We start from the raw sequence: 13,973 nt of genomic DNA, 5'->3' as shown, positions 1-13,973 counted from the left end.
GTGCGGCGCCCCGACCCCAGGCCGCCGCGGATCCGGATGTCGACGGGCGCGTCGAAACGCGCGAGGGCCTCCTCCACCGGGCCGTACGCACCAGGGTCGTACACGACAGGGCCGACGGCGGGGTCGACCGACCGTCCGGAGCGTTCCCGGGCGGAGGAGAGCAGGCGTCGGACGCGCGCGGCGGGATCCGGGCTCTCGGGTCGCACCGGGGCCTGGGGCTCGGTGTCGTGGGTCACGGTCGGCACGCGATAATCGTGACGTGGGGACCTGCCCGCGGCAAGACCTTCCCCCAGGCAGGGTCACCCGCGCGGCGCGGCGAGCGGCCCCGCGGCACGGGCGGGGACGTCGGTCGGATTCGTAACCCGACCACGGATTACGGGATGATGGCCGGGTGAACCAGAGCGAGAACCCCGCCCCGGCGGCTGACGGGACCCCGGACGACGGTGCCACTCCGGACGACGGTGCCACTCCGGACGACGGTGCCGCTCCCGACGACAGCGCCCGCCTGTTCCCCCGGGTGACGGCCTACCGGTTCCGGCGCGGAACCCTGCGGCCGGGCCAGCAGCGCAACTGGGAGGAACACTGGCCCACCTACGGGCGCAACGTCTCCGACGAGATCGTGGACCCGGAGCAGATGTTCGGGCGCCGCGCACCGTTGATCGTGGAGATCGGGTCCGGGACGGGGACCTCGACCGCCGCGATGGCCGCCGCCGAGCCGGACGTCGACGTGATCGCCGTGGAGGTCTACCAGCCCGGACTGGCCCAGCTGCTGGGCATGGTCCTGCGCGAGGGGCTCGAGAACGTGCGCATGATCCGCGGCGACGGCGTGGACGTGCTCACCAACATGATCGCGCCGGCGAGCCTGACCGGCGTCCGCGTGTTCTTCCCCGACCCCTGGCCCAAGGCCCGCCACCACAAGCGGCGGCTGCTGCAGTCCGGCACCTTCGAGCTCATCGCCTCACGCCTGGCTCCCGGCGGCGTGTTGCACGTGGCCACGGACCACGCCGACTACGCCGAGTGGATCGGCGAGACCGGCGACGCCGAGCCCGCGCTGAGACGGCTGGACCCCGCGACCGACCTCGGGCACGTACCGTTCAGTCTTGACAGACCCGTGACGAAGTTCGAGGGCAAGGGGCTGCAGGAGGAGCGAGTGATCAACGAATTCCTCTGGCGTCGTACGAACTGACGCCCTTCTCCACAGCCCCCGAACGACGACGACCGAGGCGGACGCGATGACCCCACCTGACGAGATGCGCAACCACGACACGACGGACGTGGTCACGCCCGACGCCCCGGGAGTGGTGCTCCTGGTGTGGGACGCGCCCAACGTCGACATGGGGCTGGGGTCCATCCTGGGCGGCCGCCCCACCGCGATCTACCGGCCGCGCTTCGACGCGCTCGGCCGCTGGCTGCTCGGGTACACCGCCGACCTGTCCCTGCAGACCGAGGACACCCTCGAGGCCGAGGCGACGGTCTTCACCAACATCGTCCAGGGCACCTCGGACAACGTCCGGCCGTGGGTCGAGGCGCTGCGCAACGTCGGCTTCGCCGTGTTCGCCAAGCCCAAGACCAGCGACGACTCCGACGTCGACGAGGACATGCTCCAGCACATCGACCTGCGGGCCGGCTCCGGCCGCCTCGCGGGCGTGGTGGTGGCGTCGGCCGACGGTCAGGCGTTCCGCGAACCGCTGGAGGACCTCGCCCACGACATCCCGGTCACGGTGATCGGGTTCCGCGAGCACGCCACCTGGGCCGTCCAGCACGACACCTTCACGTTCCTCGACCTCGAGGACATCCCCGGTGTGTTCCGCGAGCCGCTGCCCCGGGTCAGCCTCGAGAACCTGCCCGACGAGGGTGCCTGGCTGCAGCCGCTGCGGCCGCTCACGGCCCTGCTCACCTCGCGCTAGGAGTTCCCCGGTGTTCAACTCACTCGGGCGGTTCGTCGCCCACCGCCGCGTGCTGGTCCTGGTGTGCTCGGTTCTCGTCATGGCGTTCATCAGCCTCGCCGGAACCGCGTTCGGCAACCCGTTCGGTCAGGGCGGGTTCGAGGACCCCGACAGCGGGTGGGCGACCGCCGAACGGCTCGAGCAGGAGGCGTACGGACGCGACGCGCTCGGCGACGTCGTGGTGTCGTACCACGCACCCGAGGGCACCTCGGTCGACGACCCCGCCTTCCAGGACCCGATCCGCGCCTCGCTCGAGTCGATCCGCACCGAGCATCCCGACGAGGTCACCGGCGTCACCAGCTTCGTGTTCAACCAGTCCCCGGCCCTGGTCAACAGGGACGAGGGCATCGTCGTGGCCTCCATCCAGATCGCCGGCGAGGACGAGGAGATCCTCGAGAACTTCCGGGTGATCGAGGACGAGATCGCCATCGACGGAATCCAGACCGATGTCGCGGGTGTGCAGGCGGTCGCCGGTGCGCTGCAGGACGGGATGGACGCCGACCTGGTCCGCGCCGAACTCATCGCGCTGCCGCTGGTGTTCCTGCTGCTGATCGTGGTGTTCGGCGGTGTCGTGGCCGCGTTCATGCCGGTCGCGGTGGGCGTGCTCACGATCCTCGGTTCGCTCGGGGCGCTGCACCTGCTGTCGCTGGTGACCCCGGTGAACTCCTTCGCCCAGAACGTGGTGACGCTGATCGGCCTGGGCCTGGCGATCGACTACGGCCTGTTCGTGGTGAGCCGGTTCCGGGAGGAGATGGCCGAGGGCTACCCACCGGACGCGGCGGTGCGCCGGGCAGTGGCCACCGCCGGCCGGACCGTGGTGTTCTCCGCGGTCATGGTGGGCGTGACCCTGTCCGGGCTGCTCATCTTCCCGCAGGCGTTCCTCAAGTCCGTCGCCTACGGCGCGATCGCCGCCGTCATCCTCGCCGCCGCACTGTCGGTGACGCTCCTGCCGGCCGTGCTGATGCTGCTCGGCCACCGCATCGACATGCTCGGCATCAAGCGGCTGCAGCGTCACCGCTCGCGCGAGCAGGTGGAGAACGGCCTGTTCGGTCGCATCGCCGACTTCTCCATGAAGCGCCCCGTGGCCGTGGCCATCCCCGTCGTCGTGGTGCTGGTCGCGCTCATCATCCCGTTTTCCGGCGTGAAGTTCGGCGGCATCAACGAGACCTACCTCCCGCCGGACAACACCACGCGCGTCGCGCAGGAGCAGTACGACGAGAACTTCCCCGGCAGCCGGACCGACCCGGTCAAGCTCGTGGTGATCGGCTCCGACGGCGGCACCCTGTCGCAGATCCGCTCGGCGGCCAACGAGGCGCCGGGTCTGACCGGTCCGTTCCAGTTCGCCCGTTCGGGCGAGCAGGACGCGCAGGGCCGCGACGTGGTGGTGTTGCAGACCGGCGTGGTCGACCGGAACGACGCCGCCGACACCGTCGAGTACCTGCAGTCGTTCCCGATCCCCGCCGACACCGAGGTGTACGTCGGCGGCAACCCCGCCATGGAGCGCGATTCGGTCGAGGCTCTGGTCGACGGTCTGCCGTGGTTCGTGCTGTACGTCCTGCTCGCCACCACGCTCCTCATGTTCCTCGCGTTCGGGTCGCTGGTGCTGCCGATCAAGGCCGCGATCATGAACCTGCTCGGCCTCGGTGCCACCCTCGGCATCCTCACCTGGATCTTCGTCGACGGGCACCTGTCCGGGTTGCTCGGGTTCACGGCCGGCCCGCTCACCTCGCCGGTCGTGGTGCTGCTCATGGCGATCATCTACGGGCTGTCCACGGACTACGAGGTGTTCCTGGTCTCGCGGATGGTCGAAGCACGCTCGCGCGGCGCTCGGACGACGGAGGCCATCCGCAGCGGAGTGGCCAACACCGGCCGGATCATCACCTCGGCCGCGCTCATCCTCATCGTGGTGACCGGCGCGTTCGCGTTCTCCGAGATCGTGATGATGAAGTACATCGCGTTCGGCATGATCGCCGCGCTCATCATCGACGCCACCGTGATCCGCATGCTGCTCGTGCCGGCGGTCATGCAGATGCTCGGCACCGACAACTGGTGGGCGCCCGGGTGGATGAAGCGCGTCCAGGAACGGATCGGCCTCGGCGAGGCGGAGATCGACGACGAGCCCGAGCTGCTCACCAGCCGACCCGCCACCACCGGCGCGGCCGAGCCGGTCCCCGCCGCGGACTCCGAGGTCTCCGCGGATTCCGCGGGCGCCGGACGGACAGAGGTCGCCGGACCCGCCACCGCCGTGGCCGTGCTCGACCGCGAGCCCGGGGCCGAGCCGGAGCTCGAGCCGGAGGCGGAGTTCGAGCCGGTCCGTGACCCCGAGTACGACGAGGAACCCGACATCACCGAGGACGGGAAGATCCCCGCCTCCGACCTGATCGCCCGTCTGATGCGGGAACGTCAGCAGGGGCGCGACGCGTGACGCTCGCCAGGGCCCGGCGGTGTGGGTCCTGGGCCAGGTCGGATCCTTTGGTTATGGTGGATAGATGATGGGCACGCGGGGCGCCGAGGCGCGGCGTCGCATCCGGGTGGTCCTGGGCAATCCGTGGTTCAAGGCCATCGCGACCCTGACTGTCCTGGCCTTCATCCTCTACTGGCTCCGTGGCCAGATGCCGTTCTTCGCCGAGGGATTCGAGGCCGTCACCCGCCCGCACTGGGGTTGGGTCGCGGCCGCGCTGGTGTTCTCCTACCTGTCGATGTCGAGCTACGGCTCGGTGCAGAAACTGCTCCTGCAGTCCGCCGGTGTCAGGGTGGGCTACTGGGGCAGCGTCGGCCTGGTGTTCTCCGCCAACGCGTTCTCCACGAGCATCCCCGGCGGGCAGGTCTTCGGCACCACCCTGACCTACCGCAAGACCCGGCAGTGGGGAGCCACCCGCGTCGTCGCCTCGTGGCAGCTCGTCATCTCCGGCGTGCTGTCGACCGTCGGCATCGTCCTGCTGGCGCTGCTTGGCTTCTTCCTGGTGGGGACGGTGTCCAACCCGTTCCTGCTGGCGCTTTCTGCCATGGGCCTGGTGGGGATCGTGGTGGTGGTCCAGTGGGCCGCGCGGAACCCGGACAGGATCCAGGGGTCGCTCCTGGCGCTCCTCGAGTGGGTCAACGCACGACGTCGCAAGCCCGCCGACCACGGTGCCGCCGCGGTGCGCAAGGTCGTCGAGCAGGCCGAGGCCGTCGAACTGACCAAGACGCAGTTGTCCAAGGCCTTCGCGTTCTCCCTCCTCAACTGGGTCGCCGACATCGGCTGCCTGTGGGCGGCGGCCAACGCGGTCGGTGCCCAGCACAGCATCGGCGGCCTGTGCATCGCGTACGTGACCGGCAAGATCGTGGCCAGCGCGCCCATCACGCCCGGCGGGCTGGGGACCGTGGAGTTCGCGCTCATCACGACCCTGACCGCGGGCGGGCTCGGTGCGCATCAGGCGTTCGCGACGGTGTTCGTCTACCGCATCGTCAGCTTCGTGCTGGTCGCCCTGGCCGGATGGGTGGTCTTCTTCCTCTTCTACCGGGGTGCCGTGGACCTCGACCCCGACGCCGACCCGGACAACGCCGACGACCCGGGGGAGAACACCTCGTCGTCGTCCCCCTCTCCGTCCCCCGCGGCGGCGTATACCGCCGCGTCGCGGCAGACCGTCGCGGCGGCCCCGCCGGCCGGGATTTCGGCGATGTGGCCGCTCAAGGGCACACCGTGGCGGCCCCACGTGCACCACGACTCGGGTCCCATCCCGCTACTGCGCGTGCGTGAGGACGGGGTCGTGGACGACGAGGCCGGCGATGCGTCCTGCTCGGTCAGCGCGAGCGAGCGACGGGAGGGGAAGAGACGGTGAGTCGTGTGGCCGTGCCGGTGATGATCGTGCTCGATGCGGTGTTGGTGGTGGTGTTCTCCACGTTCGGCCGGGGCGCGCACTCCGAGGGGCTCGGCGTGGCCCAGGTCTGGGGTACGGCGTGGCCGTTCCTCATCGGGCTGGCAGTGGGGTGGCTGATCCTGCTGACGACCCGCCGCCCGCCCGCCGCCGTCGGGTCGGGCGTACTGCTGTGGCTGGCCACGCTGGTGGTGGGCATGGTGATCCGCGGTCTCGGTGACGGGCGTGTGCCGCACTGGAGCTTCATGGTGGTGGCGGGCGTCGTCACCGCCGTCCTCCTCATCGGATGGCGTGCGATCCGCGCCGCCGTGGTGCGGCGACGCGAACCCGCACCGCGCTGACGTCCCCCGCGGTCAGCGCATTCCGGGTCAGCGCATTCCGGGCGGCAGCTGGGCCACGACCTCGCGGGGGATCTCGATGGTCTCCGGCAGGCGCACCCCGTCCGGGGCCGGCAGGTCGCGTGGTACGGGGATCGTGAACGGCTCGACCGGGACGGGTGCCTCCGGCGGGACCCCGGCGGGCGCCTCGACGATCTCGCGGTCCGACACGAGCTCTGGGGCGGGCGGGGGAGGCGGCGCCGGTGCGGGCTCCTGTGTGGATTCGGGTGCGGGGGCTGGCGCGGGTGCGGGTGCGGGTGCGGGCTCGACGTGGCCGAGCCAGGCGTGGAGGTCGTCGCGGGTTCCGGCGAAGACGTTGAGATCCACGGCGTCGGTGAAGCCGGGCACCTCACCGGTCTCGGAGCGCTGCCAGAACAGCCACTCGTTCCAGCCGCCGATCACGGGCAGGGTGGGCTCGGACACCCCGTACTCGGCGAGCCACAGCGGGAACTCGGCGAAGCGGTGGGTGTTGGCCATCCGATCGATCCAGAAGTAGCGGTAGGTGTAGAGGATCGGCGCGCGACCGGTCCGGTGGGCGAGAGTGTCGAGGAAGACCTGCGTCCAGTCGGCCAGCTCGGCGGGGTCGAGGCCCTCGTCCTTCTCCAGATCGAGCACCGGCGGGAGCTGCGGGCCGCCGACGGACTGCAGTCGGTCGGCGAACGCGTGGGCCTGCTGCGCGGGGTCCATGGCGGGGCGCGCCATGTGATAGCTGCCGACGAGCATGCCGGCGGCGCGCGCATCGGCGACGTCGGACTCGTAGTAGCGGTTGGCGGGTCCGGTGCCCTCGGTGGCCTTGATGAACGCGAAGGACTGCCCGGACGCGGCGGCCGCGTGCCAGTCGACGCCGGCACCGTGCGGGTGCTGCCAGCTCGCGGCGTCGACCCCCTGCGCGAGGCCGTGGTAGGCGGGCGCCAGGGGGACGCCGGCGTCGGCGCGCGGGGAGATGACGACGACGAGGAGGCCGAGAGAAAGGGCTGCTGCAGAGGCCACGGTGACGAGAAGGCGGGGAAGGGGGGCGCGTCGGGCCGACGGTCCGGCAGATGTCATGGGCTGAGTATGTTGCAACCCCTTCAGTCACACAAGCAACTCACGCAACATTTCTCACATCTGTCCAGTTCCGGCCCGGGCAGCGGTCGCGGTGAGGCGCCGGAGGGTGGCCGGAGAGTGACCGGAGAGTGGCCAAGATCACGGGTTGATCACAACCTGTAACACGCTGCCCCACGCGTTCGATGACCTGGTTTCCTCACCTACGATTAAGGCAATCCCACCGACCAGTCGGGAGTGCCCCTCCATGAACAATGCGATCGACCTGACCACCCCGCGTTACCGCCAAGACCTCGTGACCGAGGTCGATGGCCCGGGCGACGACCCCTTTCTGGAGGTGTCGGTCGCCGAGACCGTGATGCTGGACGAGCACGGGGCGGGGCGGGGGGTTCCGGAGTTGCGGCTGCAGACCGGGGCGGAGGGCATCACGCTCACCGATCGTGACCAGATCCTGCAGCTCCAGGCGATCATCAACCGCGCGGTGAACCAGTGGCGCGAGTCCGCCTCGCACCTGATTTGAGCTCTCCTCGAGCGACTCGACGCGCTGCGCCCTGAGGTCGGGGCGGTCGGATGTGTGCGGCCGGATGTGAATGGCCGGTCAGTCGACCCGGATCCCCGCCTCGCCGATCAGCGCCAGGCCCACGCCCAGCACCTGGTCGGGCGAGATGAGGGCGCCCCGCAATGCCGACGCCCCGCGTAGGTCCTCCAGGTCGGCGCCGCGCAGGTCCACCGCCGAGAGGGTGGCCCGGTCGAACGCGGCCCCACGCAGGTCGGAGCCCTCGGTGGTCAGATCGGCGATGCGCGCCTCGAGCAGGTCGGCCTGCCGGCACCGCGTCGAGGCGAGGCGGACCCGCTGCAGTCGGGCCATCCGTAGGTTGATCATGTCCGCGTGGCAGTCCTCGAACGACACGTCGGTCAGCCGTGCGTCGGACAACACGATCCCGGTCAGCCGGCAGCCCACGAACCTCACGCGGGTGAGCGAGGCGCCGTCGGCCACCAGTCCCGACAGGTCGCAGCCGCTGATCACGACATCGGTCAGCCTCAGGCCGTCCGCGCGGGCTCCGCTCAACCGGAGGTTCTCGAGTGCGGATTCCCGGATTTCCATCCCGCCGATCTGCGCCGCGCCCTCCTCCGGGTCGGGCGCGTGTTCGGCGGTGGCCAGGGCCCCGTCCCACAGGCCGTCCGTCTCGAGTTCGGTGCGCGGCGGCTCGAGCTGCTCCCGCCTGGGGACGACGGGGGCGGCGGGTGGACGGGGTGAGTTCGAACGGCGACGCAGCGGTGGGGGCACGGCCGTCAGCGTAGAGGGGGCGCGATCAGGGGAGGTCGCAGAGTCGCCGGAACTGGTCCCACTGGGCCTCCAGCGCTGCCGGGGAACCGGTCGGCTGCACGGCGATGCCCGACAGTCGACTCGCCACCGCGGACAGCGCGTTGTCGGTGACCCCGTCGGCGAGGCGGCGGACCTCGGCCGAGGTTGCCTCGCGGTCGTCGTCGGTGCCGTGGACGAGCCGGTGGACGGGTTCGGTCAGTGTCCCGCAGCCCGGGGTGGCCGCCGGCCCGGGCGTCGGGGGCGGCGCCGTCGCGGTGGGGTCCGCGGCTCCCGGGGATGAGGTGGCCGTCGCGATGGTCGAGGTGGCCGTGGCCGTGGCCGGGACGGCGGGGTCCGCGGTCGCGGGGGTCTGGTCTCCGACGCTGACCTGGCCGCACCCGGACAGCGCCAATGCGAGTGACGCGGCCGCCGCGACGACGGTGCCGGCCGCTGCTCTACCGGGGATCATGGGCCGACACTAGCGGCATCTGGGAATCCGCGGGGCGCAGGCGTACTCTGGTCCGCGGGGTAGACCGATCGGTCTATCGAAGTGTGTGAGGAGCGAGAACTGTGAGTCTGCGAGAAGCGTTCGTCTTCCCCGAGATCGTCAACGACTACGCCGCGCGGTGCACCGCCGCCCTCGTGGTGACGCTCGCGGTGGTCACCCTCCTCGCTCCCGAGCCCGCCCGGACATGGCTGGCGGGAGCGCTGGTGGTGGGTTTCGCGCTCCGGGTTGCCGGCGGCCCGCGGTACTCGCCGTTCGGTCGCCTGTCGGTGCATGTGCTCGCACCCCGGGTCAGCGACGAGCCCAAGATGGTCGCCGGCGCGCCCAAGCGATTCGCCCAGACGATCGGCCTGGTGATGTCCTCGATCGCGTTCGGACTGTTCCTCGCAGGGTTCACGGTGGCGGGCAGCGTCGTGCTCGGTGTGCTGGTGGCCGCCGCGCTCGCCGAGGCCGCGCTCGGCTTCTGCCTGGGCTGCTGGATGTACGGGCAGCTCCAGCGGGTCGGCATCGTATCGGAGGACGCCTGCGTGGACTGCGCGGACATCTGGGCGCGGCCCGGGATGACGGCCCGCAACTGAGGGTGGTTCCGCAGCCGCCCCCGGCCCGCGTGGCAGAGTTCCATCGCGTCCGGTCCGAGGTGTGCTGCCGCATCGACTGTGCGCCCGGAATGGTCCATTCCCGCAGCGAGACCCTTCGATGAGTGTGCAATCGGGCAGCGTAGCCAGTGAGGACGTGCAGCCGGGGCCGCTCGTGGTGGCGGTGTGAGCAGACTTCATGGCGGACGACCTGTCGTGGTGCCGCGATAGTGTGGATCCATGAGTATTCCCGCTGACGGCAACGCCTCCGACCGGCCCGACGACCCGTTCGGCGGTCGGGCGAACGAGCAGTGGCCCGGTCGCGACGGCGGTCAGCAGTACGGGGCCGGCGGCTACGGCGGTCAGCAGTACGGGAGCCCGCAGTACGGAACCCCGCCGTACGGGTCCCCGCAGGCCGGCGGTCAGTTCGACCCGGGTCAGTACGGCGCGCAGCCCTTCTACGGCGCCGAGTACGGTTACGGGGCGCAGCAGCCGTACGGGATGCAGTCCTATGGTCAGCGGTACGGGATGCAGTCCTACGGTCAGTTCCCGCCGGCGGCCCGCAAGGACCCGGCGCTGATGCTGGTGGCGTCCCTCCTCGTGCCCGGCCTGGGGACGATGCTGGTCGGCCGGGCCGGTAGGGGTGTGGGCATCCTCGCCGGCTACCTCGTGGGTGCTCTGCTCTCGGTCATCCTCATCGGACTGCCCATCATGTTCGGGTTCTGGATCTGGGGGATGGTCGACGCCTACCAGGGCGCCAAGGATCACAACGCCCGCCACGGCCTGCCCTGACCCGCGTCCGGCATCCACGACCACCGGCCCGCCTCACCGGTTCGGCGCATCCCGTCGGCCCGCCTCGTCGTCGTCACGGAGGTGGCGACCTCCGACGTCGTGCCGACCGCCCACCCCGCGACCACTTACGTAACCTGGTCACATGACAGCGACCGAGATCCCCACCACCGACGCGCCCCGTCCCTCGGGCCTCGACCTGCAGTACGTCGATCTGGACGTCCGGCCCCAGGACGACCTCTACCAGCACGTCAACGGCACCTGGATCCGTGAGCACGTGATCCCCGCCGACCGGCCGATCGACGGTGCGTTCCTCGCCCTGCGCGACCTGTCCGAGGAGCGGGTGCGCGACATCATCACCGACGCCCCGGTCGACTCGCAGATCGGCGCCTTCTACGCCTCCTTCATGGACACCGACGCCGTTGAGGCCGCCGGCGTGGCCGCGCTCGCGCCCGATCTGGCCGAGATCGACGGTGCGACCGACGCCGACTCGCTCGCGCTGGCGATGGCACGGCTGGAGAAGGTGGGCGTCGGCGGGCTGATCGGTGCCTACGTCAACAACGACGCCAAGAACTCGAGCGAGTACATCCTCTACCTGGTGCAGTACGGCATCGGGCTGCCGGACGAGTCCTTCTACCGCGAGGACCAGTACGCCGAGATGCGCGAGCAGTACACCGACCACATCGCCCGGATGCTCGACCTCGCCGGGCTGGTCGAGGACGTGGACGGGGAGACCGGGGCCCGCCGGACCGCCGAGCGGATCGTCGCGCTGGAGACCCGCATCGCCGCCGCCCACTGGGACGTGGTGGCCCGTCGCGACGCGGACAAGACCTACAACCCCGTCACCTGGGACGAGTTGCCGCAGCAGGCCCCCGGCTTCCCCTGGCATGAGTGGGCCCGCGAGCTCGGCGGCACCGAGGAGACGTTCGGCCGGCTCGTCGCGATGCAGCCCGACTTCCTCACCGCCGTGGCCGACCTGTGGGCCTCCGAGCCGCTGGAGACCTGGAAGCAGTGGCTGCGCTGGCGGACGGTCTCCGCGCGCGCGCCGTTCCTGACCTCGGACCTGGTGGACGAGAACTTCCGCTTCTACGGCACCGTGATGTCCGGCACCGAGGAGAACAAGGCCCGCTGGAAGCGTGGTGTCGGTGCGGTCGAGGCCGCCCTCGGCGAGGAGGTCGGCAAGGAGTACGTGGCCCGGCACTTCCCGCCCGGCCACAAGGCGCGCATGGTCGAGCTGGTGGAGAACCTCACCGAGGCCTACCGCTACTCCATCAGCCGTCTGCCGTGGATGACCCCGGCCACCCGCGAGCGGGCGCTGGCCAAGCTCGAGGCGTTCGTGCCCAAGATCGGCTACCCCGACAAGTGGCGTGACTACTCGGCGCTCGAGGTCCGCGCCGACGACCTGCTCGGCAACGTGCGCCGCTCCGCCGAGTTCGAGCACCACTACGAGCTGGGCAAGCTTGGCGGCCCGGTCGACCGCGGTGAGTGGCACATGACGCCGCAGACGGTCAACGCCTACTACAACCCGGTGATGAACGAGATCGTCTTCCCGGCCGCCATCCTGCAGCCGCCGTTCTTCGACGCCGACGCCGACGACGCCGCCAACTACGGGGCGATCGGTGCCGTGATCGGGCACGAGATCGGTCACGGGTTCGACGACCAGGGGGCGAAGTACGACGGCGACGGCAACCTGGTCGACTGGTGGACCGACGACGATCGCGAGGCGTTCGGAACCCGCGTGGAGGCGCTGATCGCCCAGTACGACGGACTCACCCCCGACGGCCTGGACGCCACGAAGGACCACGTCAACGGGGCTTTCACGGTAGGGGAGAACATCGGCGACCTTGGCGGTCTCACCATCGCGTTGCTGGCCTACCGGCTGGCACAGGGCGCCGACGGCGAACCCGCCGAGGGCACCGACGTGGGCCCGGAGATCGACGGGATGACCGGCATCCAGCGGCTCATCATCTCGTGGGCGATCGTGTGGCGGACCAAGACCCGCGCCGAGGAGGCCGCCCGCCGGCTCGCCGTGGACCCGCACTCCCCGCCGGAGTTCCGCTGCAACCAGGTGGTCCGCAACCTCGACGATTTCCACGCCGCCTTCGACGTGACCGAGGGCGACGGACTGTGGCTCGCCCCCGAGGAGCGCGTCAGCATCTGGTGAGGGTGCTCAGGCGCCGGTGAGTCGGCGGTGGTCGAGGTCGAACTCCCGCCGCGCGACCCTCTCGACGGCCCCCGAGGCGATGAGGTCGTGTAGTCGACGGCTCAGCGTCTCGGGGGTCGTCCCCAGCTGCGTGGCCAGGTCGGACTGGGACAGTGGCAGTCGCACCCGGATCCGCCCGTCCTGGCGGGGCGACCCGGGTAACGACACGAGGTAGGCGGACAGTCGCGTGAGCACGTCCTCCGAGGTGATCGACGCCAGGTGCTGTTCGCTCTCGATCACCTTCCACGCCAGTTCGCGGGTGATCGAGTCGTTGAGCACCGGGCACGCGGCGGCCGCTGACCGGAGCGCGCCGTGCGAGACGCTGGTCAGCGTGGTGGCCTCCGCGGCGACGACGGTGTGACGGGCAGGGCAGCCCAGTGCGAACTCCACCAGGCCGAGATGGCTCCCGGGGCCGAGGACCCGGACGTGACGCTGGTGCCCGGACCGGTCCTCCCGGACGACATGGAGGGCCCCGGCCGTGATCACCACCAGGCGGCCCACCGGTTCCCCGGTCACCTGCACCACCGCGCCTGGCCTTGCCGTACTCGTCCGCGACGAGGCGGCCAGGGCGGCCCCGCACCGGGGTGGCAGCGAGGCGAACAGGACCGAGCCCGAGAACAGCGCGGACCCGGTGACTCCGGAATCGTCCCCGTGCGCGGTCATGTCACCAGTGTGGCCCTGTGGGGCGCCCACGTGTGCATTTCCTCACATCAAGTTGACCTAGATCAATGCGGTTCCGGGGCTCCCGGCCTAGTTTCGGATGAACGAACGACAGGGGAGCGATATGTCGGAGACTCTCGTACCGCCCACGCGCCCGGCGCACCAGCTCGACCACCCGCCGGGCGTCCCCGCGGGTGGAGGTCGGCCGGGTGCGTTCGTGTGGAAGATGCTGACGACGACCGATCACAAGCTGATCGGCATCCTGTACATCTCCACGTGCCTGGTCTTCTTCGGCATCGGCGGTCTGATGGCACTGCTCATCCGGGCCGAACTGTTCCTGCCCGGCATGCAGTTCCTGTCGAACGAGCAGTACAACCAGCTGTTCACCATGCACGGCACTGTGATGCTGCTGTTCTACGGCACCCCGATCGTCATCGGTATCGGCAACTACATCATGCCGCTGCAGATCGGCTCTCCCGACGTGGCGTTCCCGCGGCTCAACGCGTTCGGCTACTGGCTCTTCGCCGCCGGCGGCGTGATCGTGCTGACGGGCTTCCTGACCCCCGGCGGGGCCGCGTCCTTCGGCTGGACCATGTACGCCCCGCTGTCCGACAAGATCCACTCCCCGGGCGTGGGCGCGGACCTCTGGATCCTCGGTGTCGGCATCGGCGGCATCGGCACCATCCTCGGTGCCGTCAACTTCGTCACCAC

General features: G+C 70.5%; 14 protein-coding genes and 1 pseudogene. 10 read left to right on the top strand and 5 right to left on the bottom strand.

Annotated elements, in window-relative coordinates; genetic code table 11:
• Positions 1–236, bottom strand: a pseudogene (locus G6023_RS00170) (hypothetical protein); the annotation flags it as partial.
• A gap of 155 nt (positions 237–391) precedes the next feature.
• Between G6023_RS00170 and trmB the strand changes: the two are divergent.
• The 5 genes from trmB (at position 392) to G6023_RS00145 (ending at position 6,144) form a co-directional block, all read left to right on the top strand.
• Complete coding sequence (trmB, locus tag G6023_RS00165; protein ID WP_182633770.1) at positions 392–1,186, top strand: tRNA (guanosine(46)-N7)-methyltransferase TrmB; 795 nt, start codon at positions 392–394, stop codon at positions 1,184–1,186.
• Positions 1,187–1,232: 46 nt separating this feature from the next.
• Positions 1,233–1,907 carry an NYN domain-containing protein gene (locus tag G6023_RS00160; RefSeq protein WP_182633769.1) on the top strand — a complete coding sequence of 225 codons (675 nt, stop codon included), beginning with the start codon at positions 1,233–1,235 and terminating at the stop codon, positions 1,905–1,907.
• 10 nt (positions 1,908–1,917) lie between these two features.
• Positions 1,918–4,371, top strand: coding sequence for an MMPL family transporter (locus G6023_RS00155; RefSeq protein ID WP_182633768.1), 2,454 nt, complete (start codon positions 1,918–1,920; stop codon positions 4,369–4,371).
• A 64-nt stretch (positions 4,372–4,435) separates the two neighbouring features.
• Entirely contained in the window at positions 4,436–5,767 is a 1,332-nt protein-coding gene (locus G6023_RS00150) for a lysylphosphatidylglycerol synthase transmembrane domain-containing protein (protein WP_182633767.1), read from the top strand.
• The gene (locus G6023_RS00145) at positions 5,764–6,144 is read left to right on the top strand and encodes a DUF3054 domain-containing protein (RefSeq protein WP_227022187.1); all 381 of its coding nucleotides are present in this window, start codon (positions 5,764–5,766) and stop codon (positions 6,142–6,144) included. The genes G6023_RS00150 and G6023_RS00145 overlap by 4 nt, the downstream gene beginning before the upstream one ends.
• A 27-nt stretch (positions 6,145–6,171) precedes the next feature.
• Here G6023_RS00145 and G6023_RS00140 read toward each other — a convergent pair whose 3' ends face one another.
• Entirely contained in the window at positions 6,172–7,227 is a 1,056-nt protein-coding gene (locus G6023_RS00140) for a glycoside hydrolase family 25 protein (RefSeq protein WP_182633766.1), read from the bottom strand.
• 244 nt (positions 7,228–7,471) lie between these two features.
• Here G6023_RS00140 and G6023_RS00135 point away from each other — a divergent pair, with 244 nt between their 5' ends.
• The gene (locus G6023_RS00135) at positions 7,472–7,744 is read left to right on the top strand and encodes a hypothetical protein (RefSeq protein WP_067715983.1); all 273 of its coding nucleotides are present in this window, start codon (positions 7,472–7,474) and stop codon (positions 7,742–7,744) included.
• Positions 7,745–7,822: 78 nt separating this feature from the next.
• On the opposite strand, the gene G6023_RS00130 is transcribed toward G6023_RS00135, so the two are convergent.
• On the bottom strand, positions 7,823–8,512 hold the full coding sequence (locus tag G6023_RS00130) for a pentapeptide repeat-containing protein (RefSeq protein ID WP_182633765.1): 690 nt from the start codon (positions 8,510–8,512) through the stop codon (positions 7,823–7,825).
• 25 nt (positions 8,513–8,537) lie between these two features.
• Positions 8,538–8,999: a hypothetical protein gene (locus G6023_RS00125; protein ID WP_182633764.1), complete on the bottom strand. Its 462-nt coding sequence runs from the start codon at positions 8,997–8,999 to the stop codon at positions 8,538–8,540.
• 101 nt (positions 9,000–9,100) lie between these two features.
• Here G6023_RS00125 and G6023_RS00120 point away from each other — a divergent pair, with 101 nt between their 5' ends.
• The 3 genes from G6023_RS00120 (at position 9,101) to G6023_RS00110 (ending at position 12,563) form a co-directional block, all read left to right on the top strand.
• Positions 9,101–9,613, top strand: coding sequence for a DUF4395 domain-containing protein (locus G6023_RS00120; RefSeq protein WP_069390025.1), 513 nt, complete (start codon positions 9,101–9,103; stop codon positions 9,611–9,613).
• 237 nt (positions 9,614–9,850) lie between these two features.
• Positions 9,851–10,402: a hypothetical protein gene (locus G6023_RS00115; protein WP_182633763.1), complete on the top strand. Its 552-nt coding sequence runs from the start codon at positions 9,851–9,853 to the stop codon at positions 10,400–10,402.
• 142 nt (positions 10,403–10,544) lie between these two features.
• On the top strand, positions 10,545–12,563 hold the full coding sequence (locus G6023_RS00110; protein WP_182633762.1) for a M13 family metallopeptidase: 2,019 nt from the start codon (positions 10,545–10,547) through the stop codon (positions 12,561–12,563).
• 6 nt (positions 12,564–12,569) lie between these two features.
• Here G6023_RS00110 and G6023_RS00105 read toward each other — a convergent pair whose 3' ends face one another.
• Positions 12,570–13,265: a Crp/Fnr family transcriptional regulator gene (locus G6023_RS00105; RefSeq protein WP_182633761.1), complete on the bottom strand. Its 696-nt coding sequence runs from the start codon at positions 13,263–13,265 to the stop codon at positions 12,570–12,572.
• 121 nt (positions 13,266–13,386) lie between these two features.
• Between G6023_RS00105 and G6023_RS00100 the strand changes: the two genes are divergently transcribed.
• Positions 13,387–13,973: cbb3-type cytochrome c oxidase subunit I (locus G6023_RS00100; RefSeq protein WP_182633760.1), on the top strand; the 587-nt coding region annotated here is incomplete at its 3' end.

This window comes from Dietzia sp. DQ11-71 (assembly GCF_014144995.1).
Taxonomy (GTDB): Bacteria; Actinomycetota; Actinomycetes; order Mycobacteriales; family Mycobacteriaceae; genus Dietzia; species Dietzia kunjamensis.
Note: the sequence above shows the minus strand (reverse complement) of the source record. Positions and strands in the feature narration are given on the sequence as shown.

What these genes read in the sequence shown, in the direction of transcription:
- G6023_RS00160 (WP_182633769.1), top strand. Translation starts at nt 1,233, where the DNA reads ATGACCCCACCTGACGAGATGCGCAACCACGACACGACGGACGTGGTC.
- G6023_RS00150 (WP_182633767.1), top strand. Translation starts at nt 4,436, where the DNA reads ATGATGGGCACGCGGGGCGCCGAGGCGCGGCGTCGCATCCGGGTGGTC.
- G6023_RS00140 (WP_182633766.1), bottom strand. Translation starts at nt 7,227, where the DNA reads ATGACATCTGCCGGACCGTCGGCCCGACGCGCCCCCCTTCCCCGCCTT.
- G6023_RS00135 (WP_067715983.1), top strand. Translation starts at nt 7,472, where the DNA reads ATGAACAATGCGATCGACCTGACCACCCCGCGTTACCGCCAAGACCTC.
- G6023_RS00125 (WP_182633764.1), bottom strand. Translation starts at nt 8,999, where the DNA reads ATGATCCCCGGTAGAGCAGCGGCCGGCACCGTCGTCGCGGCGGCCGCG.
- G6023_RS00115 (WP_182633763.1), top strand. Translation starts at nt 9,851, where the DNA reads ATGAGTATTCCCGCTGACGGCAACGCCTCCGACCGGCCCGACGACCCG.
- G6023_RS00110 (WP_182633762.1), top strand. Translation starts at nt 10,545, where the DNA reads ATGACAGCGACCGAGATCCCCACCACCGACGCGCCCCGTCCCTCGGGC.
- G6023_RS00105 (WP_182633761.1), bottom strand. Translation starts at nt 13,265, where the DNA reads ATGACCGCGCACGGGGACGATTCCGGAGTCACCGGGTCCGCGCTGTTC.